Origin of the sequence: Pseudomonas sp. R1-1 (genome assembly GCF_051132135.1) — a bacterium.
In the GTDB taxonomy this organism is placed as follows: Bacteria; Pseudomonadota; Gammaproteobacteria; order Pseudomonadales; family Pseudomonadaceae; genus Aquipseudomonas.
In genome coordinates this window covers 3,138,838-3,163,953 of the sequence record NZ_CP071663.1, presented here as the reverse complement: position 1 = coordinate 3,163,953, position 25,116 = coordinate 3,138,838, and the positions used below count along the sequence as shown (strand labels likewise).

Here is a 25,116-nt window from a genome sequence, read left to right as displayed (position 1 = left end):
ATAAAACATTAATTTGCTTGGTTTTCTAGAAAATTTTTGTTCAAAGCAATTCCGGCGTTGATTGTCGCAGCAGAAGAAGGGAAGCAATCTATTAAATAGAGGTGGGCTATAGAGATCGCCGATTACGATTGATTTTTTTACCAGAGGCTATGCACAACTTGCACTATAGGTAACAGCTGTCTACCTTTAGGAGCATGGATCTATCTGGAATGCCCCAATCATAAGGAATTGAGATAAGGATCAGCATATCCACAACCTATAATGGGGGTGGTTATGCCTAAGCGTGGCAGAACATCATATTTTACCAATCGTGGAAAGCATTTTGGAAATCTCTGGGCTGTATACAGCTTTAGGGCCAAAGATGTGTTATTGCTTTCCACTGACAGGCAGCTGGCGCACTGGCTTTTATACTTAGAGTTCTCGTCTTCCATTGCAAGCTTTAGTTTTAAGAGTGGGACTAAGGAGTTTTCTGAAAAACCAAACTATATCTTGAATTATCATGCTGAGGTTTTGCCGGTAGAGGGTTGTAATGAGCTGCATTATCTACAAGCGGAAGGGAACACGGAGTCTTGCGCAGAAAAAATTCTTGTGGCGAGAAAATATAAATATAATTACCGCGAGTTCAATGATGAAGATTGGCTCCCACGCCGAGACAAAATACTCCCGCTTCTTAAAGTCGCTAGTTATCTAGCAGGAAGCCGAAGTCTATACATCCCGCCAACACTGCTGGAAAAAGCGCTCCATTACATTCTAACACTACGTTCGGGGACCTTACGCGGTTTTTTATCAGCGCTGGCGGATTATGAAAAAAATCTAATCTTGGTGGTTTTTTCGCGAGCCTATTCGGAGCGTTTGATCTCAGTCGACTTTGAATTTAGCTTTTTCAGCCAAGACACGCACTGGAGGTTAAATGAAATCTAAAATCACACAAGAAAGAATTTCCTTCGTTGGATTCCAGAAAGTAGACGCCTCCGCTATGGACGACGATGACCGAGCTCTATTTCTAAGGAGAAAAAAGGCGATCGATATGAGACTGGAAGGCTACACGGGTAGAGAAATTCGAAACCAAACCGGCATAAGTGAGAGCGAGGTTACGCGTTTATTCAAGCGTTATACATTAATGTTAGTGGAAGGGCTGTTTGTCGGAGAGGCGGGTTTGATACCGCACTCGCGTGTCAGCTGCAATGTCAGACAAAAAGCACTACCGGTTAAACATACCGAAGGGCAGGGAGGGCTTTCCGGCGCCTTGGGGTATACGCTGAAAAAACACCCACGAATAGCTGTTGAATTTGAACGGCAGGTATTTCGCGAGGAATTTAAATTTGGTCACGGGGCTCATTACGATAAAAAACATCTTTGCGCGGTTTTTTATTCCATTTGTAGAAATGAAGGCGTACAGGAAGACGAGTGGCCACTCAATCAACCGCGCGGGGCACGGAGGACGATAACAAAACTCATTAATGAAATTCTGGCGAGCGACTTTAAAAGAGCATCTCTTGCCACTGGGGGAAGGCTTGCATTAACCCACTCCAAGGTGGGTACGGGACACGCTCGGCTTTTTGATAACTATGATGTCTTTGACCTAATTGAGATTGACTCGTATCATGTAGATTCTTTTTTTTTACTTAATATCACGGGTGACAGGCGCAGCCGAACGAAAGACGTCATTAGTCGCATTTGGATGATTGCGGCCGTATGTAGAAGAAGTAACGCGGTACTCGCTATAAAATTCATTTTCTCCAGTGAAATAATAGCTCAAGACCTAGTCGATCTGATTTGCGAAGCTTATTCGGGTGGCTGGAAACCTCGTCAAACATTGAGCATACTTGATTTAAAATATTCGAACGCTGCTGGAATGCCGGGGCACTCGTTTCCTGCTCTAAAAAACCATATCTGGGGAGCGGTATGCTTGGATAATGCGATGCAGCATCATGCTAATCAAGTATATGAGTTAGCGTTGCATGCGGTCGGATTTGGCATAAATTTTGGTCCTCTTGAGCAGCCAGCGCGAAGGTCTAAGGTTGAAGCGCTCTTCAAGCGTATTTCATCAAGGGTAATGCATCAAATTGAATCCACAACCGGATCTTCGCCTGGAGATGGGCGTGCAGAATCGCCAGAACAAGCCGCAATCTATTATCAGATTGATGTTGATGATGCACTGGAAGTGATGGACGTCTACGCAGCTAATTACAATGGTACTCCCCAAGGAGGATTGAACAAAGGTAACAGCCCCTTGGAGATACTATCTGATTATTGTAGCGATCTGAACGTGCTGTTGCCCGCTTCCTCTGAGGTATATCTGAATAACATCGCATTGGGCAGCACTAACCGAAAGGCACGGGTGACGGGTAACATAGAGAAAGGTATTAGACCTCGAATCAAACTCGACCAAGCTATTTATACCAGCCCAGATTTAGCAAATTGCGCGGGACTTATAGGAAAAATATTGACGATTCGGATAGCGCCCAACGACTATCGGTACGTAGAAGCCTATCTACCTGATGGAGTTTATTTCGGTACGTTGATAGTGGAGGCCGCTTGGCGAAACATTAAACACAGCGTGACTACCAGGCGATTAGTGAACCGAGCTCTCTATAAGCGAGAGTTTGAAATTATGGAAGGCGAAAACCCTGTTATTGCGTGGCAAAGGCATATGCAAATGAATGCCAGTCCTAAAACAAATCGTGAACTGCAGCGGCTCAAGGAGGAAACCAAAGGGCATCTTAGGGAAGAGCCGTTATATTTGGTAGAGGAGGAGATGCCACACACACAGGTAATGAATGAGCGATGGAAAGAACTTGGTATTCTTAAATAGGTACTGAAGATGGATCATTCTCACCCAATTTTGAGTAGAGAGTACAGGCTGAACACACCTGCTTTGCTTGCAGTGGTTCAAAACGCCTGTTTCAAGGTGCTCATGCGGAAAACAGGTGTTGTTTATACCGGAGAGCCAAGAGTTGGTAAAACTGTGTGTTGTGAAGCGCTCCTTGAAGAAATACCCAAGCGGTTTCCGAATATCTACGTTTTTATGATACCCGCGACGAACAAGGATGCGTCATCGCCTCGCTACTCCTCAATCGTGCATCAGCTTATTGAACAGGAAGGTATTACTCCCAAAGCGCGAGCTACATTTATTCAGCGTCAATCAATGTTGGTAGAGCGACTTAAGACTAGAGCCGAGGCGCGACACGCGAAGCAAATAGTGCTACTTATTGATGAGCTTTCAAGATTATCGATCGGTGACTTTAAGCAACTTGCTGATATCTACAATAAGCTTCGGGCTGACAAATTCACACTGACCGTTATATCGTTTGCAATGCCTTCCATAGAAAAAGTTGCAGAAGATTTCCTTCGCAACGATGACAGGCATATAATTGGCAGATTTTTGTCCGATATCCGTCCTTTATATGGCGTAACAACAGCGGCGCAACTTGCGCAGATAATGCGTCTCTATGATGACAACCTAGAGGAAAAACCTTTTGGTCATGGCTTCACAAGAAATGTTCTTCCGAAGGCTTATGCGGATGGCTTTAGAATTACAAACCTTGCGAGCGATGTATGGCGGGAAATGTCTCGCGTTTCCTCTGGAAATTATGTGAATAACTTGCCGATGGAGCACGTTGCGCAAGTTATTGCTTATCTATTCGTGATCTTGGGGTGTGACGACTCTTGCTCTCTTGTGGTGCCTCCGGATCTAGTTGAAGAAGCAGTGCGTGAAAGTAACTTCAAGGAGTTCTGCAGAAAAATCACTGACTGGAAGAGGGTGTGATGAGAACCTTATTCTATCCCGAGTGTGGCCCAATGCCTTACGAGTCTATTCTGTCCATCTACTTGAAACTCTCCCACAGTAATTTTATAGAGTTAGCCGACCTTCGAAGGAACCTTGGTGGACTTTGGACAAATGGCGAAAGCGGCCGCCTGCTCATCAATTATAAGATAGAAGAATGTCTAGAGAGGGAAATTCACGAGATTGCGCATCACCTGCCATGGAAGTATGCGCCTGCGATCGCACTGAGTAGTCCAGCATCTGCGCTAAGATTCTGCGCTGAATGCGTGAAATTTGGTTACCACTCCGTGTTTAATTCGATCCAATTTCATCGCATGTGTCCTTTACATAAACGAGCGCTAAGCTTGGCATGCGTTACTTGCCGACAGCGTTTCCTGAAAGGATTTACCACTTGTCAAACCATACCTAATACAATTGGGATCTGCAGCACCTGCGGATTTCAAGATATGGGACTTCGCGATGAAATAAAAAAGCGTCGCGCACCTGGACTTGCGATTGCGTTAGAGCATTTCGGAAGAGCCCAAGCTCGATGGTATCAAGAAATTTACAGTTTCCATGCCCGTGAGCCTGGCTATAGCGAACTTTATTATCAGTCAGAGTTGGGGCGTGCTGAGCTTTCAGGGCCGTGTGAACGTTTCTTCAATATGCATAGTCCGGAAAAACTCTCGGGTCGTCAATACATCTCGCCTCCGATCACTTGTGTTGGAAGCTTCAGGACCTACCTGCATTGTCGTTTATATATGCCCGCTTCAAGATTTGCTTTGGGAGACCATCTGAGATTGCACTCGCAAATTGAAATATTGATTCGCGTAAAAGAACGGTACTTGGGGAAACACGCCGATTGTTGTCGCGATATGTGTAAGATAGCAGACTATCCTGATGGAAAGTTAGTTATAAGACCAATGTGCTCTGTAGCGACGGCTTATATTCTTCTTTGCATGAAGGCTCGCTATAATGTTTGGCCGTCCCCTGGAAGTATTTGTCAAGACTTTTCGTTGTTGGCGTCCTTAGGCAGTTCCGCGCCCTCTTTTGTATCTTGCTGGACCTATCGTGAGGCGGTACTGGTATTTTTTACAATCTTAGCGCGCTTAGAGTACTACGTTTCTGAGGGGGCCAACTTTTTTGTAATCTGTAGATCTGAAACGGTCTATTTCCCAAGCCGGCGCGGCTTGACCGTCTTGAGGAAAGCCTCGTACAAATTCCGTTTTAGCTGTCGGATCCCCTCTGAGAAACTTTTAATAGCTCGCGATGGATTGGGGGGAGCTCTGATGATCATATGCACTCCGCAACGAGACCACGCTGACCCTCACTCTAAGTTAAAAACGCTTGTCGTTTAGTGTGGACGCGTTCAGATATTCTACCTTTAGGCTACCGAACCGATATTTTAGTGATCGGCCTGTTCAATCAGTAATTTTGTTTGCTAAATTCCGCCTTATTTCTTTCAGGCTCTACTTCGATGCCAAACTGCGAATACTGCCGTCAACCAGGCCCCTTAACGAAGGAGCATTTATGGCCAACCTCTCTGCACAGGCGGCTCCATGCTGTCAACCAGCAGACAAAAAACATTTTCTGGCTAAGCAGGCTACAGCGCGAAATTTCAAACGAACCACAAATACGTGATGTATGCGCGTATTGCAACAATGTCACGCTTTCCACGCTCGACGATTATATGTGCAGGCTTTTCGACTCTACTTTCACCAGGATCGTGGAGCGCTACGCAGAGGTCGTATTCGAATACGACTACCACCTTCTCAAAAGGTGGCTACTGAAAATGAGTTACAATTCCGCACGGATACACAATTCACCTGACCGCGGCGCCCTTAAATGCGTTCTTCCGTATATTTTAGGCGCTGACCTTCGAATGGGCCGCTCAATACAACTTTTCGTCCGCCTCGTACATCCTCAAGTAATTTCTGAAAGCGAGACTAGCAAGGATGGCGACCCGCAAACGAAGGTCGTGATTGACCCGTCAATACATAGATTAGGGCATGTGATATTTCGAGCCCATGGAATTGGGCAAAAGACGCTTAGGGCGATTCATCTACGCTCCTATACTTTCTACCTTGCATACTGGCAGCCCGGAAATGGGCGGGCAGAGCAACAAGATTTCGCGGAGATATTCAAACAAGGGATGCCTGGCGTACAACTCCTTCGCCCCTCCGACGAAAAGATCAAACTTTTCTGCGATGGCATCGGTGCGTGGGATTCACTTAAGGATGCCCGTAATGCCCGTTTTTCCTCTGCGGTTGATGCATAACGACTCAACTCAGCTATGGCCAGAAATGTGGGGCAGGACGAGGAAGGAGCTGACTTGTTTTCCGTTATAGTGGAAAGCGTTAATTTTTCCCAGTTATCTCAATCTCTTCTGTCGGGGCGACAGCAGGTATCAACTCAGTGGCTCGGCTGCCCAACAACGAGCCTGCCTGAAAATAGCCCATTACCGAGCCGACGCTACGGTGCTCAGTCATGGCCATCACCTCGCCGAGCGGCACTCCCTGCCGTCCGGCTTCGGTTACAAAGCCAGAACGCAAGCTATGCGCAGCCCAGTCCCCCTCCAGTCCGGCCATTTTGGCTCGGCGCTGGACGATGCGCGCGACCTGATCGGCCGACAGCGCTGTAGCGCCCACCTTGTTGCCTTTGTGCAGGCGACGGAATAGCGGTCCACTGCTTGCGGGTGCCGCCGCCAACCAAGCGGCCAATGCGATTGCCGCCGGCCCGCGCAGCGGCTTCTCACGGCGTACGCCACCGGTAACGGTCTTGGTGGTGCCCAAGGCATACATCCAAGTGTCGGCATCCAGTCGGCGAACATCGTCCACTTGCAGTCCAACCACTTCCGAGCGCCGACGACCGCCGCCGCTCCAGGTCAGCAGGAGCAGCGCGCGATCACGAACCCCGCGCACGCCGTCGTCACAGGTGGCGAGCAGCGCCTGCAATGGCTCGAGCACGATCGCGGTTTTCTTACGCACGTTCACGCCCTGGCGCGATTGTGCCTTGCGTGCTTCGCGCAGCAGTGTTTTTAAAGCCGGCGCTTCGGTCGGGCTGTCCCACTCATTGATTCGGTGCCATTTACCGAGTACCGCCAAGCGGTGACTGACGGTATTGAACGCCAGCGGTCCCAGCTTGCTCTTGACCCGGGCGGTGACCAAGGCGGCGTCGATGCCGGGCGGCAATAGGTGCGCCCAGCCGCCACCTGCCAACGGCCGTGCTAGGTGATCGAGGACAAACTGCACGGCTACAGTTGGGGGAAGGGGCGCATCGCCCAACGCCTGGCCAAAACGCAGCTGCAACCAAGCCGACCAGTATGCGAGGGCGCTGCGGTAACTGCGTACAGTATTTGCCGCGGTGCCGGCGGCAATAAACGCCGCCGCTGCTTCCTGAGCGTGGAGCGCCAAGGATTGCAGGTCCAACGGCGTTTCGTCGACCAAGGTCAATTGATCTGTAATATTCAATACGTTCAACGTATGATAATTCCACTATATAGAAATTAAGGTCGGATAACATTCAATTATCAGACCTAATATACGCCGAGGTGAGCCATGGCAGTAGGGGTACCGGAAAACGACGTTTTTGCCGCCGCGGACGCAGTGTTGGCCCGCGGTGAGCGGCCGACGGTCGAACGTGTACGCCTGGAACTGGGTCGAGGTAGCCCGGCGCGAGTCGGCGGGCTACTGGATATTTGGTGGGCGCGTTTGGCCGAACGTCTGAATGGCGAAACGCGACTGCCGACATTACCCGGTGAAGTGTCACAAGCCTTTGTTGCCGTGTGGCAACAGGCGATTCACTTAGCGCAAGGTGTGGCCGAACAAGCTTTGGCTCAGCAGCGCGAAGTATTGGAGGCCGAGCGTGAACGACTGGCGACGGTCGAGGATCAAGTGCGACAGGATCTAGCAAAGGGACGCCAACAGGTCACAGAGGCCGTGACCGAGCGTCAGGCGGTCGAATCGCGGTTGGCTGACCTGGATCTGCTGCTGGTACAGCGGCAGACGCAGATCGAGGAGCTGCAGCAGCAGCGTGACGTGTTGTCGCGCGAGCGGCATGATACCCAACAGCAAAACCAGGCACTTCAGCAACATCTCCAGGCGTTACGACAGAAGCATGAACAGGAGCGAACAGCTCAGGACAGTTATCTGCGTGGGGTTGAGGATCGCGCCCATCGCGAGATCGATCGCGCCCGGGAGGAGGGGAAAGCCGCAGTAAACCAGTTAAAGGCCGCCAGCCGAAAGTATGACGACCTGCAACGAAAGCTGGAGTTGGCCCAGAGCGAACTGAGCCAAGCACAGCAGCATGCCGCGGCGCAGCTAGCCCGTGCTGAAACCTTGGAACAGCAGTTGATTCAGATTCGTCAGATTCCCGAGACCAAGCGTAAGCCAAGAGCCCGAAAAAATCCGATATCAATTACAAATAACTAAAAGCACTTCCGTTAATGCCAGTGAATATGCTTGGGCTAATCTGTTCTGGTAAACACGAATTAGCTTCCGGACCTATCAGTCAAGGACGATACAAATGCCAAATAACTCGGATTGGAATGTCGCCACTGCCGATGCGCTGACGCTGCTGCTGCACAACCAGCATGCGCTCGGTGCGGCTATCGAAGAGATCACTCATTGGATTTCAGGGGATGGCGCAGACATTGTTGCGGATAACGCCGTCGCTGCTTTGGGGGCACTGGATGCAAACGCAAAAGCGATAACAGAGGCAATCATGAAATTACGGGGGTGCTAGTAATCGTTGAGACTGTCATTAATCGGCTAGAAAGTGGCTATTCTCAGGCGGCCGCTTTCGGCCAAAAGCGGACCTTTGAGAGCAGCGCCTTCCGGCCAATAGCACACGCTGGACGTTGTAATGGCAAATGGGTAACGTCAGCTGTGTTGTAGCGTAACTTTTAAACCTGCTAATAGACGCTAGGGGTTCTGAATCGATAAGTCCGTAAAACATTTTCGGAGGATAAATGGATTTCACAGTCATTGATGTGGAGACGTCAAACCCTAACCTGGCGAGCATTTGTCAGATAGGTGTCGCAGTTTTTCGGGGCGGAAAGCTCCATGAATCATGGGGCTCACTGGTCAATCCAAATGATTATTTTCATCCCATGAACATAGCTGTTCATGGGATCGAAGAAAATACGATTTCGGCAGCGCCATACTGGGCTGAGGTCTACCAGCGAGTTTTACCAATCGTCGCCGGAAAAATTGTTGTTAGCCATACTCCCTTCGATCGAACAGCCACCTTCCGAGCTAATCAGAGTGCTGGCCTTCCGATTTTTGATTGTTCCTGGCTCGACACCTCTCGTGTTGCACGTAGGGCTTGGAGTCAGTTTTCCCAGTCTGGTTACGGCCTCAAGAACCTAGCATCCCATTTCGGGATTGCCTTTCAACATCACGACGCTGTTGAGGATGCTCGAGCAGCGGGGGAGATATTGCTCCGCGTAATTGCTGACACCGGCTCAACGATTACTGAGTGGTGCTCTTTGGTTAATCAGCCATTGAGCCCTGATTCAATATCTTCTGTAGCGCGTGTCGCGAGCCTTGAGGGCGTACTCACGGGAAATGTTGTTGTGTTTACCGGCGCTCTCTCCATTCCTCGGCAGCATGCCGCAGATCTAGCAGCAGCCGCTGGATGCGATGTAGGCGTAGGCGTGACCAAACACACCACTCCGCTCGTTGTGGGGGACCAAGATATAAGCAGATTGGCAGGCATGGAGCGGAGTTCTAAGCATAGAAAAGCTGAAGAGCTCATTGCAAAAGGGCAAAAAATTCGAATCTTGGGCGAAAGAGATTTTCAAGCCTTGCTACAGCCGATTTAAATTTGGTGGGTGTGTCGCAACTGCTGGGTTAGATAGCAGTAACAGCTCTCCTTGTTTGAGCCTTGTCTTTCATGAAAGGCAGAAATCGGCCAGAAGCGGACCCTCGTTACGGATTGCAATTGAACCAAAGCGGGCTTTGGAATGCCCTCGCGAAACGACGTCAATCCATTGATGGAACTCAAAAAATCCCCCGTCCGTTTGACGATCCGGAACCCTGTGCCTAGGATTCTTGCAGATGACTTCGTTTCTGCGTGTAGGTCCTATCGGTTTTCTCTTATACCCATGTCGCGTCCTTACGCTGGGACTCAATTGGTTCAAGGGATTACGTATCGACAATGAACGTTATGCGACACATGCGGCGAAAAATGTGTCGCTTATATAGCTAGTCTTTTCAAAGGAAAAGCAATGAATTTGGAAGATAAATTGTCTGGATGGACTGGTCCCTCGAGTAGCACCGAACAGGACAAACAGGACAGAACGGAGCGAATGATTCGCCAAGCGATAGAATCACACGAACCATTCAATAATTGCTCGTTGAAGATTTATGCGAAAGGATCTTACGCAAACAACACTAACGTGCGTGCAGATAGTGATGTCGATATCGCTGTGGAATGTACTGATGTTCTTTATTGGGAGGAATCTGAAAAGGGGAGTTATACGCCCGGAAAACCATATGAGGGGGTTTGGACCCCATCGAAGCTGAGAGCTGAGATACTTTCTGCTATGAAGGCAAAATTTCCCGGCCAAGTAGACTCCTCGGGATCTACCGCAATACAGATAAATTCTAACTCGGCGCGAGTAGATGCTGATGTCGTACCATGCTTTAGCTATCAATATCACATGAGCGATGGGGCGAGATACGGAACTAAGATATTCAAGACGGATGGCACTAGCATAGTTAATTATCCAAATCAGCAAATGGAAAACGGGATAGCTAAAAATAAGCGAACGGGCAGCGCCTATAAAAAAGGGGCGAGACTTTTAAAGCGCATAGAAAACGCAATGGCAAAAGATGAAACATTTCGCGAACTACCATCTTTCTTTATGGAATGCCTAGCCTACAACTGTCCAGACACCGTATTTTCTCATTCGACATGGACCGAATGTCTCAGAGCAATGCTTTATCATATCTGGGTTAGTCTTCAAGGTGACGAACTGGACTCTGGGCGTTGGGTGGAAGTGAATGAATGCTTTTACTTATTTCACTCAGGACAAAAATGGACTCGTGAAGATGGGCGCGAGTTCTCAAAGGTGGCTTGGAACTACTTTGGATTCAAATAATGCGCAATGCAACACTTAAAAGCTCAGTATACCTTTTGGTCGGAACTTCAGCAGATGCTTGGTTTTCGATCGCCTATTTTGGCGGGCTAGATCTTTCAAAGGTGCTAGATTTTTTTGGACTCATTCCAAAAGTGGTTAGCATTGATCTTTTGGTAATAGCAGTGTTTATTAAGTGGGGCTGGAGGCTTAAAATATTTAGGGGTTGGCTTGTTCCTTTTCCAAACTTAAGCGGAAGCTGGGTGGGCTATATATATTCAGATTGGAAAAACCCGGAGACGGGCGAAAAGCCAGCTCCTATACCGGTAATGTTAACTGTAAATCAGTCGTTCTTCCACATTAGCTGCATGATGCGTACGGGTGAGATGGAAAGCTCTTCGTATTCTGAGGGGTTTCTTATTGACCCTGATCGTCAGATTAAAAGCGTATCTTATATATTTACTAGCAAACCCAGACTAAGTTTGAATGAGCGAAGTATTCCCCATGACGGAGCAGCCGTGTTCCAGATCATTGAGAAGCCAAAGCAAAAACTAGTTGGCAGATATTGGACGGAAAGGTTAACTAAAGGTGAAATAGTTCTTCAGTTTCACTCAAAAGATATTCTAGATGAGCTTCCAGAAGACTTGAATGAGCACCCTGTAACAGAAAATGAAAATAGACGCTAACAGCGCTCTCGCCCCAAGACTGCACATGGTTCTATCGGCTGACGGCAGACGCCCGTACTCTAATTGCGAATCGGTAGCCTCCGCTGAAAACTCTCAACTACTACCTTTTGGCCTGTGCTATTTTGAGTTATGTATTTTTTTCACGAGGAAACCTATGATTAATAATAGTTCACGGCGCGCGAAGGGGATATTATGCGGCATCCTTCCGCGTTTTAATGCGTCATAGCATCTAGTATATTTGTAATTATTTTATCTGATGAGTGCTGAAGGCTCTGAAAGAGGTTTGAATGAGAATTTTATATAAGTATATGCCTCTTAGAGACTCATTTTTCGACGACCCCTTGCTCAGGTTAACACCTCCTTCTGGTCTTAATGACCCTTTTGACTCAAAGCCGACTCAAGCAGGAGTAGAGAAAAAACTTAAATTTTTCTTTGATGAGCGAGATGAGTTTAAAGATACTGATCCGAAGTCCGTAAGTATACGGGCTGCATATGAAAGAGATCTTAAAACTGGGCTTGATCAGTTTGGAATAATTTCGCTCACAGAGGATCCATACAATCTACTAATGTGGTCGCATTACGCTAATGAGCACAGAGGATTGGTTGTATCCATCTTATGCGACTCTTCAACATTTGATTATCATCACAATTTTACAGAAACATGTGGTGTATCCAAGACAAAGCCAACAAGGGTCAGATATAGCAATGTGCGCCCTGGCTACCAGATGCCTGATAGCACAATATATGAGTATTTTGAGCACAACTTTTACACTCACTTCGCCATGATAAAGGGTAATGACTGGATCTACGAAAAGGAATACAGATATCTCCTCAGGCTGATGGAGGCTGATGTCGCTATCGTGGATGTTAATTTTGCAAGCTGGGCAAATAGTCAAGGTGCGGATTTTCGTATAACTCATCTCCACGGCAAAACTTATAAAGTCGAGGCCTCTTGTGTCGAAAAGCGCGACTCCCTTCCTTGGCTACTAGCGTTTGCGCAAGGAAGAAAAAATATATCAAATGTAATGCTTTTTAAGCGCTTGAGAAAAAATTCAGTTAAAGGTATCTATTTCGGATGCCGTGTGAGCGGGAGAGATATTCTTAAGGCGCGGGAGAAGATTGAAGAAAACCCTCTTTTTGGCAACTCAATAAGCTTCCACAGAAGTATTGAAAGCCAGGACAGATTTGAAATAACTTTTGAAAGGCTGGAATCATCCTCTAATTAAATAGGCGTCCGTAGCGTCCGCTTTTGGCTGTCGTTGAGATGCAGCTACTTTGACCACCAAAACGAACACCAATGTTCTACCAGCAGAGCGCCTTGGTTTTACTCTGCGCAAAGCACCGGCCAGCCATACTTTGATCGCCAAACTTGCTCCCCAAGGCGAAGAAGAACTTCCTTGCATTGGTAATTAGTTTTGAACCTGCTGAGTGTGACGAAGTGGAAGACCCACTCGTAATCATGAAGTTCTGGGTACTTAGACAGTGCGAGACCACCAGTTCCAGGATCTGCAAAAGTGTGTTCTTTGGCGCGAGCTTGTAACTTAGACGCTAGGCCAGAATAGACACCTTTGGTATTGAAATAATGAGAAAAGCTATCCGAATAGCGGTTGGCCCTCTGCTGAAGATCATAGTTCCTGACCTTTGCGACTTCGCCCCCCCTTGCTCTTAGATAAGTAGCGCTCCAGAGAGATTGCTTTTGTAATAGACTAATAGGAGCGTTCGTACTTATGTAGTACCAGCCAGGTTTATTCGGAATTCCACTGTGGCGATGCCACCGGTCGTTCCGTAAGTCGATTTGCACGCTGGAATGCATGCTGTCGAGGTAAATGGATAGATCGTTCATGGGAACCCTAATGTTGGAGTCTAGTCGCACACTAAAGTGGCGTCCGCGTGGATGAGGTGTGAAGAATGTGCATTGAGTATGGGAAGAAGCTGGGCCAGGATGCAGTCGGCTTGACGTGCGGTGCGCTTGATCTGAACGTAACAAGCCGGGCCGGTGCGATCATCACATCAGCCCGGGATACTACTGACTCTCACCGCAGGTGCAGCACCTATCGTATTCTTCGCTTATGACGTTGCCCCGGCATCCAGGGTGAATGCATGGGGTTCGACTCACTAGATGCCCTTCGTTACAGACGAAGCACCTGATGATGGTAGAAGTAGGTTTGTTCGGGTCCAGCACGGCGTAGCGAGGTATAGGGCCATCAATCTCTTCTGCGTGGCGTTTGCACTCCGGGCAAATGTACTTTCGAACTCCCGCAGTGACGTTGAAGAAGCGTTCCCCCTCGGTTTTCGTTAATAGGTCGAACACGGTGCAAAACTCGCGAACCAACATGCCGTCAATGAAGTCGTTGCCGAAGTACACCTGCGCCGCAGGCGCGTTGAACAAGAACTCTTTGCGGGCCAAGACCCAGCTTTGATCGGGAAAAAGATGCTCATGCGCTTCGAGAATAATCATGATGACTTCTTTGGCCGATATTTTGAGGCCAGCATTGACGGAGTGCATAGCTTGATTTCTAAGCCTGCGCACCTGCTCGAATAGATCTGCAAATTTTTGGTCGAACGGTTTGTCATGTACGGTGTTGTAGACCTTGATGAGGTCCTGCGCGTCAATGGTCCGAAATTCTGAGTACGCAATCCCTGTACCTGTCTTGTCCTTGGGCCAGTCCGACGGGGATCCTGCAATCAGCAGAAAAGGACTGACGTTAACGAGCTTGCCTTTGATGGCGAGTTCAATGCCTTGTTGCGCAATTATGAGTGAGGTCAGGATTCTTTGGCGGGCGGCTTCCCAGAATTGGGCCTTGTCATCGTTGTCGACCTCTGCGTATTGGCCTGCCTCGTCCAGCGTGGTCAAGAATGAAATGACGATATCCCAGGCAAAGTCGAACTGGGCGTAAGCTGCTGAGGAGAATTCGTCACTGGTCGGAATGTCTGTGATCATCGGATGATTCGCATTGTTTTTCGAGTGCTGTCTATATGGGCATAACTAGTCGGCTAAAACAAGCTACCTGCTTTTTCGGCAGCGACTCTGACTATCGTTACCCGCAGGCTGGCACGACGAGCAAAATTAGTTAAGCTATATTAAATCAACTCTATGGTCATAGGGCGAGGGCGGTTATGAGTTCTAAAGAAACGATTTTGCTGTTCGACCTGAGCAATAAATTTGTATCTACGAAAAAATATGCGCGCGGGCTGGTGGAAGCTATCAATGATCTGGCTCCCTACCTAAGTGTTGCAGAGAGAGAAAGTCTCTGTTTCAACAAGCTTGGTTTGAAGTTCGATAATGTTAGTGAGCAGGCTTACATACAAGCGGCAGTAGAGGTGACTGTATGTGCGCACTTTGCTAGGTTTTTCCCAAGTGGATTCGTGTATGAGGAAAAGGTGAATCCGCCCAAGGATGTAGACTGTTCGATCCGAGCTGGGGAGTTCAAATACAATATAGAGGTGAAGTGCGCCGACTTTTCTAAAAAACACGCGATTGATGATAGTGATGGTTTCAAAATTGGCTCGCTAGGTCGTCTGGGCGATTATGATAGTATCGTAGCAGACCTAGAGGACATGTTCTCCAGCTGCGGTCATACTCTGTCCCGCCAAAGGCACATGGATAATAACCTTAAAAGCTTTCTTATCTCTGCATATGAAAAATTTGCTCCCGGGACTCCTAAAAGTGAGCTGAATATCCTCGTTGTGGGGTGCGATGATGCTATGGATATGCAGAAGTGGTACTCATATTTGTATGGAGCCCAAGGGTTGTTCACACTCGAATCTTACTCAGATACATCTGCCTACGACAGAGTAGATCTCGTGCTATTGACCAATCTGTATCATCGCCATAAAAACCCGAAATCAAAGGATAAGTTGAGCGGGCATTGGCGACTAAGTGAAGCATTCTGTATTTTGTGTGAAAATCCAAAATCGCTTAAGCCTGAGGAGACTTTCATAGAGTTTTCGAAAACGATACGGCATCATAATAATGAGCTGCATAGCCACACTGTAGAAGGTGAAGCTCCTGATTTCATTTTGAAGGGCTTAGCTATTCCAAGTTATGTCGGCAGCGAGCTTCAAGCTAAGGGAATCTACTATTTTCACCCACATGAACCCGAAACTGAGATTGGCCAAGAGAAGCACTAGATCCCGTCAGGAATGTCGTGAAGTGAGAACGTGGAAGGCTTAGGGTGCCGCGAGCATGTGTCCGCTTCTGGCCCCATAGCTGACGGTCACTAACGTTAAGTTGAGGGGCTGACGCGGGCTGCTTCGCGGCAGTCCCGCTCGAACGTTAGGTTAGGTTAGGTTAGGTATTTAACTTTACTCTGACCCCAAACAGTTCTACTGAAACTACTCCCAGTAATAGCAGTTACACATATATTTCTGAATTTATCTTTATCTGATTAGGGAGCACAAAGCAACCTTCAGTAACACAGAAAAAATGATCTTGCCCCTCAATGAAGCTATGTGTAATAACTTGCCCGCCTACTAGCTCATTTACAACAGAGCTGTATGCATGGCAACCAGTCCGTTCAATTGCATTTGTAAGATCAAGCAAATATTGCTTCAAGTCGACGGAGTGCTTTATGTTTGCCGTACTGAAAAAATTAATTTCTGAAAATCCAATTTCCTCGCACCACTCTGCAAGCTTTAGCTTTGCACATCTTAGATGAAAACTATGATTCTCGAATTTTAAGAGTATGGAGTTATCTTTTCCCTCCGTGTCTTCAGGATGAAACCATGTTGTCGCGTGATAGCATTGAACGAGTTCATGTAGGCTTCTGGATGCAGCGTGTTCTCTCGACAAGGAGCATCCGTAGCCAGTAATTTCTATGGGGAAATTACTTTTATGCAATGCTGAGCAAAATACAGGAATGCCATACTTATTTGCCAGTTCAAATATTAATATCTTGTGATCGACTTCTCGCTCAACATCTTCAACCAACGACACCAACTCATTTGGAAGTGAGCTTAGATCAATGAGACGTAGCGATTTTTTGTTTCTGTTTAGAAATGCATCTACGAGGAAGGTTGAAAAAGAATCCCTTTCCACTGCTTCCAAAATACCATGAATAGTAGCCTCTAATTCATTGCTCCCTATCGCGACACCACTGTTTGTACAGTACCGCTCAATCTTAGAATAATTAAAATTATCTTGCGAAGCACTACTACGATACTCATATTTCTCATCAATGTATCTTGGGGTCGAAAGTGCCAGAGGGTAAAGTATCGTAGTATTTTTTCCCATTTGCTTGTATTCTCGAAAAGGCATTATGCCTTTTGGGGAATCTGCAATGATTGAAATAGGAAAACAACCAGAAATATGAGATTCTTTTATAAATGATTGTGTGTCGCGGTAACTAACATTACCTTTGTTGCAATTTGAAAATTGGCAAAACCAGTGTTCAGCCGCCTCAAACATTGCACCAGTTGTAGATGACTCTAGGTCACCTTTCCCATACCCAAAATCCAAATAATTTCCCGATTTATCATAGAGCATGCACTTTGCTGTTTTGACATATTGCCCCGTGACTTGAACTTCCCAATTTACTCCATAACTAGTCAGTGCAGCTTCTAGCTTGGTTCGGGCATAAATTACATCGACACTTCGTTCAATAGGAATGCTGTTCACTGACATTCTCCACGGGGCATTTTTTATTTATCGGCTTCAATTTTATTATTGGCTAATTCTCTAAGCTCTTCGGCCTCTGCCTCTAGGCTATCAATCATTTCAAGAAGCTCTTTTTCAAAAGGAGTAAGACTGTCATTATTGATACGGCCTTCCCAAGCAGCATCGGCGCGTCTTTTTGGGTTAACTATCTGTTTATTTCCTGTCATTTTATTTACCCCAGTAAGTAATTGGTTCAGTAATGGAATTTTTTGATCGGACTTTTTGTGGGTGGCGGTTTCCTTTAGTTGCTTCGAGGCGGTTTCAAAATTCATTATTCTTAAGTGCATAGACCTTGATGTGCCTAACTAATAAATAGACACCGAATGGTGTGATAACTCTTTGCGTTTTGGTGGATAAGATTCCGGGGCGAGTCTGTGCCGCCAATATAGAGCGCTGTGCTTACGACGAAGGTGGGGTATAAGAAGTTATGCACCATGACGACAATTCCTTTTACGTATGGTTTTCGGCTGGAATTGATCTTAGCTGAGCGCAGAGATAAAGCAATCAGGACAACGTGCGTGCTCCAAACCCCTATTTTGAAATGGCCACTGACCGCTATTGGCCGAAAGCTGCCGCTCACGAACGACGTCTCTGGGCCAAGAACCGCTTATTGATTACATTTTTGGGCACGCAGAATCAGGAAACCGGCAATGACAATCAAAAAAACTCCAGCCCATGTAAAAATGTCCGGCGTTTCCTGGAACAGTACATAACCCCAAAGGCAGGCGAAAACCAAGTAGGCATAATCGAAAGTCCCGATAAGTGCTGGAGGCGCAACCTGGTAGGCCTTGGCGGTAGCCGTATTTATGAAAATCAGGGCGCAGGCGTAACAGAAGATAAAAAGCATCTCCTGCCAATCAGGCGTCTGCCAAGGCGAGAGTAGAAATGTAGCACCAGCGACGCTGGACTCACTGACCATTAGCGATGCGATGCCTCCGATGACGGCGGCGAATAGAAAAGCGATATTCAAGCCCAGAGCCAATACAAGTGGATGATCATTGCGACAATGTCGGCGTGTCACAACCATCGCGATCGCATAGAAAACAGCCGCAATTACAGGTAGCAGGGCTGCAAGGACGAAAATGTCTGATCCCGGGCGTAACACCGTGGCGACACCCGTGAAGCCTATTCCTATCGCTACCCAACCCCGCCGTGATAACGGTTCACCTCCGTAAAAGGTGGAGAAAATCGCTATGAAAAGGGGAGTTGTGTAGATCGCCACGGCAGCCACTGATAATGGGATCAACGGTAATGCTGAGTAGTACGTTACCCACATTAACAAGAGCAGAATGCTCCTGATTGTTACCCAAAACATCGAGGCGGCTGAGTGTCGACCCGATCTGATGCCCCTGGCAAGCCAGACTCCAAGGGTGGGCACCGACAGGCAGGAGACGATGAGGAACAACTGCCAGAGTGGAAGTCTGGCGCTGAAATATTTGACCGCTGCATCGGCCAGAGAAAGGAGAAAGACAGCAGCGCTTATTAGCCATATGCCCTTGGGAACGCTGTCGGCGCTTGCACTGTCCTTGCTCACGAACCGCACTCCTGTTCCGTCAGTGAACTGAGATCCTAACAGACGGTGGCGCATTCCTAGGGCAAATAACCAACACGTCAGACGGCAATGTTCAGTGCTGGCCCTTGTGACTATCGTCCCCACAAGCTCTGGGCCTTAACGACCAAATGCGAACGGCTGGTTTTGGCCGTAAGCAGCCGTTCAAGGCTGCCCGTTTCTGCGGCGGTAGAGGCCCATCTGTTCGGCGCTACTTTGCTCTCACCGTTCACAGCTGATCTATCTTCGTCGTGTAACTTCTACTCATCAGTTCGGCCGCCAGTTCCAAGCATGGGGTACCGGCCAGTTCGCGAGCAGTCTTCTCGATCACCACGCTGAATTTCTGGCGAAGCATCCATGGATTGGCTTTCGCTAAGTCCATGGCAGTCTTGATGCACATCGTTCCCAGGTGAGCCTTCATGCGCTTGCCAATGCCCCAGACTTCGCCGACATTGGTGTTGCGCAGCGTCCAGTCCCGTTTGAACTGATCGCAGAGATCGACCACACCTCCGGTGATATCCAGCAGCCTTTTGGCGGTATGGTTTGCGAGCTTCGCCAGCGTCTTGGTGCCGGCAATGCCCACCCCGGCTGGAATGCCTGTGCGCTTGAGAAGGGTGGAGCGCATGTGCCTGCCGAACGCGGACAGATCTCCAGGCATGCCAGTCAAATCAGCAAATGCTTCATCAATGCTGTAGACCTCAAGTGCCGGCACCATCGATTCGATGATCGTCATGACGCGCTCGCTCATGTCACCGTACAGAGCGTAATTGCTGCTGAATGCCACCACTCCATGCCGGCGTAGATGGTCTTTGATCTGGAAGTACGGCTGGCCCATCTTCACGAAAGGCTTGGCGTCGTAGCTACGCGCGATCACGACAGCCGTCGTTGTTGGACAGCACCACAATAGGTATCTTGGCGAGGTCCGGTCTAAAGACTCGCTCGCAGCTCGCGTAAAACGAGTTGCAGTCGATCAGGGCGAAGACAGGCTCACGTGTTGTCATGATCGCGCACGCTGTATTTCACCACGCCCCAGATCACAAGCTCATCGCCTTCCATGACATGTCTAGCCGGATATTTCGGGTTTTCCGATAGGAGAATCACGGCGTTCTCGCGCAGAAGCAGACGCTTGCAGAATGGTTCCGAATTCAACGCGGCGATAACGATATCGCCACTGACCGCTTCGATGCTCCGATCGACGATCACCATATCCCCGGAATAGATGCCCGCGCCCTGCATGCTATCCCCATCAATCCTCACCAGATACACGTGCGGCGCCCTGATATCGAACAGCTCATCCAGGGAAATGTGCTTTTCGATGTGGTCAGCCGCAGGGGAAGGGAAGCCCGCCGGTACCTTGGATGAATAAAGGGGCAGCTGCTGACCGCCAGTAGCGAGTGGGCCGAGGAGGGTGATGCTCATGATGCAAGCCTTAGGAGGTTAACTGTACATGCATACAGTTAACGATTTGGTTCGCTTGCGGTCAATCTCATAGGCACGACATTTCGACGGGTGACAGCATGTGCGGACGCTACTCGATCTACGAATCGATGGATCACTACCTCAAGGTGCTTGCGCCAAAGCAGCTAGTTATCAATGGCTATGACCTTTGGCCCATTGAGCGATACAACGTCGCGCCGTCGACGCGGGTCGAAATCATCCGGCCGGGGGAAGAGGGCCTGAGCATTGATAAGGTCAAATGGGGATGGGCGCCTTTCTGGGCCAAGGGAAAGCGTCCCGACCCGATAAACGCCAGAGTCGAGACCGTCATCACCGGCAAGTTCTTCAATCAGCTCTGGCCAAACGGACGCGTACTCGCGCCGGCGAACGGCTGGTTCGAATGGGTAAAGGACGAAGAAGATCCGAAGAAAAAACAGCCGTATTTCATTACGCTGAAAGAGCAAATTCCGATGTTCTTCGCGGGGTTGGCCGAGGTGCATGAGGGTATGGAGCCGAATGATCGCGACGGCTTTGTCATCATCACTGCTGCGAGTGATGAAGGCATGGTCGATATCCACGATCGCAAGCCCTTAGTCTTATCGCCGGAGCATGCGCGTGAATGGATTGACCCGGATACCTCACCTGAGCGAGCTCGTGAACTAGCGATGGAGCAATGCAGGCCCGCTACAGATTTTCATTGGTACAAGGTTGGCAAGGAGGTGGGGAACGTTCGTAATCAGGGCTCACATTTGATTCAGCCGCTTTCACTAGCGTCAGACGTCGACGACTGATTAGCCCGTGACATGATCGCAAGTTAGTTGTCCAATGAACGAACGTATCGCGAAAGTTCAAAGCTGTTAATGGTATTTATAGAGTGCAACGCCTATGTGCAGCGCTGGACTTGCAAAGAACAGGAGGCGCTCCCGTGCCTATGACTACCGACGCGGCGATCACACATTTCAGACAAAGTCTCGCTGGCTTGCGAAGGGCTTCAAGCCGAAGCGATTTTGACAAACGCCATGCTTATCTCCTCGGCTATTGCGAAGCGCTGTTGATTATCGGGGTGATCGACAGATATCAATGGCGAGCTTTTATGGAGGACATCGACGACCAGTGCCGAGCTAGGAGCGGGGCGGTTGCACCCACTACCTCGATGCCAGGATGGTCTGCAAAAGACTACCTGTAGCCTCGTACATGCTCCCTACGCGTGAACCAAAAGCAAAGCTGGTTCGCTTGCATCAACCTTCGTGTGTATATCGACTCATGACAAGGCTAAAGCGCGGGGTCTCAAGAGGGATTCTTGTGGAACCGATCCTATTCGTGACCTGCAATGCTTAGCTAGCTACACTCCGTGCTGCGCCTGAAATTCTTTTGGGCCATCCGGAGCGTCATGCATGTCCGTCCAACATCGCAACAACGTGAACGTGCTCGGTGATGGCCCGGCAACTCTCGTTTTTTCCCACGGGTTCGGCTGCGACCAAACCATGTGGTGTTACCTCGTCGACCATTTTACGAATCGATTTAGGGTCGTTCTTTATGATCTTGTCGGCGCGGGACAGTCTGATCTCACGGCTTATGATTCGGAAAAGTACGGTTCGTTAGACGGTTATGCGCAAGATCTGGCTGAAGTCATCAATGAGTTCGCCAGTGGCCCAGTCATAGTGGTCGGTCACTCCGTCAGTGCCATGATCGGCGTATTGGCCGATAGGGCTCACAGCGACCGCATCGCTGCTCACGTGATGATTGGCCCTTCACCTTGCTATGTCGACTCCGGGGATTACGTCGGCGGATTCAAGCTCGAGGACATCCACTCATTGCTCGATACCCTCGATAGCAATTATCTCGGCTGGTCTAGCACCATGGCCCCCGTCATCATGGGGGCTCCCGGTCAACCGGCTCTTGGTGAGAAGCTGACGAACAGCTTTTGCCGTACTGATCCGGAGATCGCGAAGCAATTTGCCCGAGTGACGTTCATGTCGGATAACCGGGATGACGTAGTCGGTTTAGAAACTCCGACGCTGATATTGCAATCCACGGATGACATCATCGCCCCAGTCGCCGTAGGTGAGTACCTGCATCAGATCCTGCCCAATAGCACCCTCTGTCTAGTTTCCAATGTTGGTCATTGTCCGCACATGAGTGTGCCCAGTGCGTGCTCTGAAGCGATGGACAGCTTCCTTTCGCCCTGGACGGAAGGCGGCGATGGCCGGTGAACCGTCCCTAATTCCCGATTCGCAGTCGCTTTTCGACAACGCGCCTTGCGGCTTGGTCGTTACTCGGGAAGACGGCAGCATCCTGAGCGCCAATAAAACTTTCTGTACCTGGATCGGTTGGGAGAAAACCGACCTGGAGCGCCGGCGCTTTCAAGATCTGCTTACGATGGGCGGACGAATTTTCCACCAAACACATTGGGCGCCACTGATACAGATGCAGGGCTCGGTGGCCGAGGTAAAGTTGGATGTGGTTCACCGCGATAAGACCTTAATTTCTATGCTACTCAATGGCGTTCGTCAGCAGCATGAGTCCGGTGTTGTTTATCAACTGGCGTTGTTCTGTACCACCGACCGGGATCACTACGAACGTGAGCTATTGAAAGCCAAGCAACTCGCTGAAAAGCTTCTCGCGAATAAAGTGGCCGCTGATGCAGCGTTGTCGCAGGCGCAGACGAAGCTAAACAAAGCTTATGAAAAAGCTCAGCGTCGCGCGTTATTCGCGGAGCAAATGGTTGCGATCGTCAGCCATGACCTGAAGAACCCATTGACGGCAATCAAAATGGCGGCAGAGATTCTCGGTCGGAAAATGCCTGACGGGAAGGAAAAGCTCATGCTGAACCACATCAGCAATTCCACGGATCGGGCGCATCGAATGATCACTGACCTTTTGGATTTTGCTTTAGCTAGAGTCGGACGAGGTATATCCGTCTCGCGTTCAGCCATTGACCTACATTCGGTAGTGGCTAAAAGCGTCGCAGAGCTACGAGTTGCCTTTCCAGATGTCGATCTTCGGCATCAAACGGTTGGGCGGGGAAATGTCGAACTCGACGCTGACCGTATACAACAGATCATCGGCAACCTAGTCGCCAACAGTGCGGCGTACGGCGACCAGAAAAAACCGATTACTGTCATCTCCAGCCTTGATATTAACCGTGCAAGCATTTCGGTTCACAACTTCGGCGCGGCGATTCCTGAGTCCGCTCGATCCAAGCTTTTCGAACCGATGACCCGTGGTTCAGACCAGGATAGTCAGAACCGTAGCGTGGGGCTTGGCCTCTTCATAGTCCGGGAAATCGCTTTGGCCCATGGTGGCGATATCGCTGTGCACTCGACTGCCGACGAGGGCACAACGTTTACGATTAATTTTCCCGAGATATCGTCTTTTTCTGACGGGAAGGGATAGGGCGAATGCTTGTGCATTAGCTGAATGTTGATCACCGCAAATGAAACGCGGCTAGCACTGCCAGCACTTACCTATGAGCCACGAAAGGTTTCGTCGCACGTCGGTGTTGGCGTCCAGCGCGTCCGTGCTGCTGACATGTTATGCATGCGTCCACGGGGCGCGCTGAGGCCGCTGGCGGCGGCGAACAGCCAAGGTGAGGGGGAAGAGTCTCTTAAAGAACGCTGTAGAAAAAAGGGCGATGTTGTTTTCACAACTTCGCCCATGTCACCAGGTCGTGCGTTACTTTGATTCCATGGTTGCCGCTTGATTACCACCTTGCTCGGCGATCTTCGACAGTTTGTCGTCCGTAGCTTTCTCTTCGGCAAGTGTTGCGCTGAGGAGCTTGGCAGCATCAGTCAAGTTCAAGTGCTTCGCCATAGCGATCAACGTGCCGTAACTGGCGATCTCGTAGTGCTCGACCTTTTGCGCGGCGCCAATAAGTCCCGCATCGAGAACGGCACCTTTCTCGATTTCCTCCAAAAGCTCTTTCGATTCTTCGACCAGTCCCTCCATCGCTACGCACTTCATGCGCTTGAGCTTTAAGCCAGTCAATTCGACGAGCTGGTCAATCCGCTCAATCTGTCCTTGGGTTTCCTCCAGGTGCGCATTGAAGGCTTCAGCCAAGAGAGGATTGGTCGCCGCGCGTGCCATGCGAAGACTGTGTTCATCCAGAGTGTGTGTTATGAGATTTTCCCTTTTCTGCCAATCGCTATCCAATTGGGCTGGCAGCCCGAAGACGTTTTTGAGCGCAATTTTGTTGATCATCGCCTGGGCGGCGACCGGCCCATACTTCCACTACAACGATACATGGCAGCTCATCATCAATACGTCGACCACAATCATTACTTTCCTGATGGTGTTCCTGATTCAGAACACCCAGAACCGTGACAACGACATCCTGCATCTGAAGATTGATGAGCTTATACGAGCTACTCACGATGCGCAGAATGCCACGCTCGGTTTGGAGCAAATGGGATCGAGTGAACTCAGAAAACTTCGTGAGCAATACCGCACGTTAGGTGAATCGGGCCAGATTAAGGTTGATTCTGCACGCAGTGATGATCATCGCTAGATTATCCATCTATAAATCTGAGATATTATTTCATAAAGACCTTCACCAACCGTCCAAAGAGAATGTCCATGTCCAAGCTCGCAGAATACCGCCAATTAGAAAGACATCTCGCAGAACAACTCAAGGCGTTGGAAGCGCTAAAAGGTGACGCTGATCTTAAAAAAGAAATTGAGTTTGAGACTAAGCTGCGTGATCTCCTTGCGAAATACGGTTACAGCCTGAAAGACGTAATCAACGTGCTTGACCCACGAGCTGGTCGTCGCGAACCCGCTGTCCAATCAAACTTTGGGCGGCGCAAGCCCCGCCAAGTCAAGACCTATAAAAATCCGCACACTGGTGAAGTAATCGAAACCAAGGGCGGTAACCATCGTGGCCTCAAAGACTGGAAAGCGGAGCACGGTTCTGAAACCGTTGAGTCATGGCTAACCAAATAA

23 protein-coding genes and 1 pseudogene are annotated in these 25,116 nt (G+C 49.0%); 16 read left to right on the top strand and 8 right to left on the bottom strand.

All coding sequences use genetic code 11. The features are described from left to right. Nucleotides 1-273: 273 nt before the first annotated feature. The 4 genes from J3P75_RS14275 to J3P75_RS14260 all read left to right on the top strand — a co-directional run bounded on the left by J3P75_RS14275 (nt 274) and on the right by J3P75_RS14260 (nt 6,044). The gene (locus tag J3P75_RS14275; protein ID WP_434707133.1) at nt 274-921 is read left to right on the top strand and encodes a hypothetical protein; all 648 of its coding nucleotides are present in this window, start codon (nt 274-276) and stop codon (nt 919-921) included. Continuing rightward, complete coding sequence (locus J3P75_RS14270; protein WP_434707132.1) at nt 911-2,815, top strand: hypothetical protein; 1,905 nt, start codon at nt 911-913, stop codon at nt 2,813-2,815. Before J3P75_RS14275 ends, J3P75_RS14270 begins: the two co-directional genes overlap by 11 nt. 9 nt (nt 2,816-2,824) lie before the next feature. Next, nucleotides 2,825-3,769: an ATP-binding protein gene (locus J3P75_RS14265; RefSeq protein ID WP_434707131.1), complete on the top strand. Its 945-nt coding sequence runs from the start codon at nt 2,825-2,827 to the stop codon at nt 3,767-3,769. 1,789 nt (nt 3,770-5,558) lie between these two features. Next, entirely contained in the window at nt 5,559-6,044 is a 486-nt protein-coding gene (locus tag J3P75_RS14260) for a hypothetical protein (RefSeq protein ID WP_434707130.1), read from the top strand. A 79-nt stretch (nt 6,045-6,123) separates the two neighbouring features. Here J3P75_RS14260 and J3P75_RS14255 read toward each other — a convergent pair whose 3' ends face one another. Further along, nucleotides 6,124-7,245, bottom strand: coding sequence for a tyrosine-type recombinase/integrase (locus J3P75_RS14255; RefSeq protein WP_434707129.1), 1,122 nt, complete (start codon nt 7,243-7,245; stop codon nt 6,124-6,126). A 78-nt stretch (nt 7,246-7,323) separates the two neighbouring features. On the opposite strand from J3P75_RS14255, the gene J3P75_RS14250 reads away from it, so the two are divergent. The 6 genes from J3P75_RS14250 (at nt 7,324) to J3P75_RS14225 (ending at nt 12,759) form a co-directional block, all read left to right on the top strand. Continuing rightward, nucleotides 7,324-8,196 (top strand): DNA-binding protein, encoded by an 873-nt coding sequence (locus tag J3P75_RS14250; protein WP_434674460.1) that lies wholly within the window; start codon nt 7,324-7,326, stop codon nt 8,194-8,196. Nucleotides 8,197-8,290: 94 nt separating this feature from the next. Continuing rightward, a complete protein-coding gene (locus tag J3P75_RS14245; RefSeq protein WP_434707128.1) occupies nt 8,291-8,509 on the top strand; it encodes a hypothetical protein in 219 nt (72 codons plus the stop codon). A gap of 226 nt (nt 8,510-8,735) precedes the next feature. Further along, nucleotides 8,736-9,590, top strand: coding sequence for an exonuclease domain-containing protein (locus tag J3P75_RS14240; protein WP_434707127.1), 855 nt, complete (start codon nt 8,736-8,738; stop codon nt 9,588-9,590). Between the two features lie 405 nt (nt 9,591-9,995). Next, the gene (locus J3P75_RS14235) at nt 9,996-10,871 is read left to right on the top strand and encodes a nucleotidyltransferase domain-containing protein (RefSeq protein ID WP_434707126.1); all 876 of its coding nucleotides are present in this window, start codon (nt 9,996-9,998) and stop codon (nt 10,869-10,871) included. Further along, a complete protein-coding gene (locus J3P75_RS14230; RefSeq protein WP_434707125.1) occupies nt 10,871-11,533 on the top strand; it encodes a hypothetical protein in 663 nt (220 codons plus the stop codon). Before J3P75_RS14235 ends, J3P75_RS14230 begins: the two co-directional genes overlap by 1 nt. A gap of 287 nt (nt 11,534-11,820) precedes the next feature. Further along, complete coding sequence (locus tag J3P75_RS14225) at nt 11,821-12,759, top strand: DUF2971 domain-containing protein (RefSeq protein ID WP_434707124.1); 939 nt, start codon at nt 11,821-11,823, stop codon at nt 12,757-12,759. Between the two features lie 797 nt (nt 12,760-13,556). Here J3P75_RS14225 and J3P75_RS14220 read toward each other — a convergent pair. Further along, nucleotides 13,557-14,474 (bottom strand): hypothetical protein, encoded by a 918-nt coding sequence (locus J3P75_RS14220; protein ID WP_434707123.1) that lies wholly within the window; start codon nt 14,472-14,474, stop codon nt 13,557-13,559. A 176-nt stretch (nt 14,475-14,650) separates the two neighbouring features. On the opposite strand from J3P75_RS14220, the gene J3P75_RS14215 reads away from it, so the two are divergent. Further along, nucleotides 14,651-15,664: a hypothetical protein gene (locus J3P75_RS14215; protein WP_434707122.1), complete on the top strand. Its 1,014-nt coding sequence runs from the start codon at nt 14,651-14,653 to the stop codon at nt 15,662-15,664. 223 nt (nt 15,665-15,887) lie between these two features. Here the strand turns inward: J3P75_RS14215 and J3P75_RS14210 are convergent, their stop codons facing one another. The 5 genes and pseudogenes from J3P75_RS14210 to J3P75_RS14190 all read right to left on the bottom strand — a co-directional run bounded on the left by J3P75_RS14210 (nt 15,888) and on the right by J3P75_RS14190 (nt 20,157). Continuing rightward, the gene (locus J3P75_RS14210; protein WP_434707121.1) at nt 15,888-17,150 is read right to left on the bottom strand and encodes a YcaO-like family protein; all 1,263 of its coding nucleotides are present in this window, start codon (nt 17,148-17,150) and stop codon (nt 15,888-15,890) included. Nucleotides 17,151-17,173: 23 nt separating this feature from the next. Further along, nucleotides 17,174-17,461, bottom strand: a complete 288-nt coding sequence (locus J3P75_RS14205; RefSeq protein ID WP_434707120.1) for a hypothetical protein — start codon at nt 17,459-17,461, stop codon at nt 17,174-17,176. Between the two features lie 335 nt (nt 17,462-17,796). Further along, nucleotides 17,797-18,723, bottom strand: a complete 927-nt coding sequence (locus J3P75_RS14200; protein WP_434707119.1) for a DMT family transporter — start codon at nt 18,721-18,723, stop codon at nt 17,797-17,799. A gap of 295 nt (nt 18,724-19,018) precedes the next feature. Continuing rightward, nucleotides 19,019-19,739, bottom strand: a pseudogene (locus J3P75_RS14195) (Y-family DNA polymerase); the annotation flags it as partial. Then, nucleotides 19,726-20,157, bottom strand: a complete 432-nt coding sequence (locus J3P75_RS14190; RefSeq protein ID WP_434707118.1) for a LexA family protein — start codon at nt 20,155-20,157, stop codon at nt 19,726-19,728. The pseudogene J3P75_RS14195 and the gene J3P75_RS14190, both read right to left, overlap by 14 nt. Before the next feature lie 98 nt (nt 20,158-20,255). Between J3P75_RS14190 and J3P75_RS14185 the strand changes: the two genes are divergently transcribed. The 3 genes from J3P75_RS14185 (at nt 20,256) to J3P75_RS14175 (ending at nt 23,571) form a co-directional block, all read left to right on the top strand. Next, nucleotides 20,256-20,966 carry an SOS response-associated peptidase family protein gene (locus J3P75_RS14185; RefSeq protein ID WP_434707117.1) on the top strand — a complete coding sequence of 237 codons (711 nt, stop codon included), beginning with the start codon at nt 20,256-20,258 and terminating at the stop codon, nt 20,964-20,966. Nucleotides 20,967-21,569: 603 nt separating this feature from the next. After that, nucleotides 21,570-22,388, top strand: coding sequence for an alpha/beta fold hydrolase (locus tag J3P75_RS14180; protein ID WP_024013816.1), 819 nt, complete (start codon nt 21,570-21,572; stop codon nt 22,386-22,388). Next, entirely contained in the window at nt 22,378-23,571 is a 1,194-nt protein-coding gene (locus J3P75_RS14175; protein ID WP_024013815.1) for a PAS domain-containing sensor histidine kinase, read from the top strand. Before J3P75_RS14180 ends, J3P75_RS14175 begins: the two co-directional genes overlap by 11 nt. A 279-nt stretch (nt 23,572-23,850) precedes the next feature. Here the strand turns inward: J3P75_RS14175 and J3P75_RS14170 are convergent, their stop codons facing one another. Beyond that, entirely contained in the window at nt 23,851-24,375 is a 525-nt protein-coding gene (locus J3P75_RS14170) for a ferritin-like domain-containing protein (protein ID WP_434707116.1), read from the bottom strand. Here J3P75_RS14170 and J3P75_RS14165 point away from each other — a divergent pair. Beyond that, on the top strand, nt 24,293-24,682 hold the full coding sequence (locus J3P75_RS14165; protein ID WP_024013813.1) for a low affinity iron permease family protein: 390 nt from the start codon (nt 24,293-24,295) through the stop codon (nt 24,680-24,682). The two genes, J3P75_RS14170 and J3P75_RS14165, sit on opposite strands and share 83 nt — an antisense overlap. 68 nt (nt 24,683-24,750) lie before the next feature. Next, nucleotides 24,751-25,116, top strand: a complete 366-nt coding sequence (locus J3P75_RS14160; protein WP_024013812.1) for a histone-like nucleoid-structuring protein, MvaT/MvaU family — start codon at nt 24,751-24,753, stop codon at nt 25,114-25,116.

Coding starts and splice junctions, on each gene's coding strand:
- J3P75_RS14230 (WP_434707125.1), top strand. CDS start 10,871: ATGCGCAATGCAACACTTAAAAGCTCAGTATACCTTTTGGTCGGAACT.
- J3P75_RS14175 (WP_024013815.1), top strand. CDS start 22,378: ATGGCCGGTGAACCGTCCCTAATTCCCGATTCGCAGTCGCTTTTCGAC.
- J3P75_RS14275 (WP_434707133.1), top strand. CDS start 274: ATGCCTAAGCGTGGCAGAACATCATATTTTACCAATCGTGGAAAGCAT.
- J3P75_RS14245 (WP_434707128.1), top strand. CDS start 8,291: ATGCCAAATAACTCGGATTGGAATGTCGCCACTGCCGATGCGCTGACG.
- J3P75_RS14190 (WP_434707118.1), bottom strand. CDS start 20,157: ATGAGCATCACCCTCCTCGGCCCACTCGCTACTGGCGGTCAGCAGCTG.
- J3P75_RS14170 (WP_434707116.1), bottom strand. CDS start 24,375: ATGATCAACAAAATTGCGCTCAAAAACGTCTTCGGGCTGCCAGCCCAA.
- J3P75_RS14225 (WP_434707124.1), top strand. CDS start 11,821: ATGAGAATTTTATATAAGTATATGCCTCTTAGAGACTCATTTTTCGAC.
- J3P75_RS14165 (WP_024013813.1), top strand. CDS start 24,293: ATGAGATTTTCCCTTTTCTGCCAATCGCTATCCAATTGGGCTGGCAGC.
- J3P75_RS14270 (WP_434707132.1), top strand. CDS start 911: ATGAAATCTAAAATCACACAAGAAAGAATTTCCTTCGTTGGATTCCAG.
- J3P75_RS14185 (WP_434707117.1), top strand. CDS start 20,256: ATGTGCGGACGCTACTCGATCTACGAATCGATGGATCACTACCTCAAG.
- J3P75_RS14250 (WP_434674460.1), top strand. CDS start 7,324: ATGGCAGTAGGGGTACCGGAAAACGACGTTTTTGCCGCCGCGGACGCA.
- J3P75_RS14265 (WP_434707131.1), top strand. CDS start 2,825: ATGGATCATTCTCACCCAATTTTGAGTAGAGAGTACAGGCTGAACACA.
- J3P75_RS14220 (WP_434707123.1), bottom strand. CDS start 14,474: ATGATCACAGACATTCCGACCAGTGACGAATTCTCCTCAGCAGCTTAC.
- J3P75_RS14160 (WP_024013812.1), top strand. CDS start 24,751: ATGTCCAAGCTCGCAGAATACCGCCAATTAGAAAGACATCTCGCAGAA.
- J3P75_RS14180 (WP_024013816.1), top strand. CDS start 21,570: ATGTCCGTCCAACATCGCAACAACGTGAACGTGCTCGGTGATGGCCCG.
- J3P75_RS14240 (WP_434707127.1), top strand. CDS start 8,736: ATGGATTTCACAGTCATTGATGTGGAGACGTCAAACCCTAACCTGGCG.
- J3P75_RS14260 (WP_434707130.1), top strand. CDS start 5,559: ATGAGTTACAATTCCGCACGGATACACAATTCACCTGACCGCGGCGCC.
- J3P75_RS14205 (WP_434707120.1), bottom strand. CDS start 17,461: ATGAATTTTGAAACCGCCTCGAAGCAACTAAAGGAAACCGCCACCCAC.
- J3P75_RS14235 (WP_434707126.1), top strand. CDS start 9,996: ATGAATTTGGAAGATAAATTGTCTGGATGGACTGGTCCCTCGAGTAGC.
- J3P75_RS14215 (WP_434707122.1), top strand. CDS start 14,651: ATGAGTTCTAAAGAAACGATTTTGCTGTTCGACCTGAGCAATAAATTT.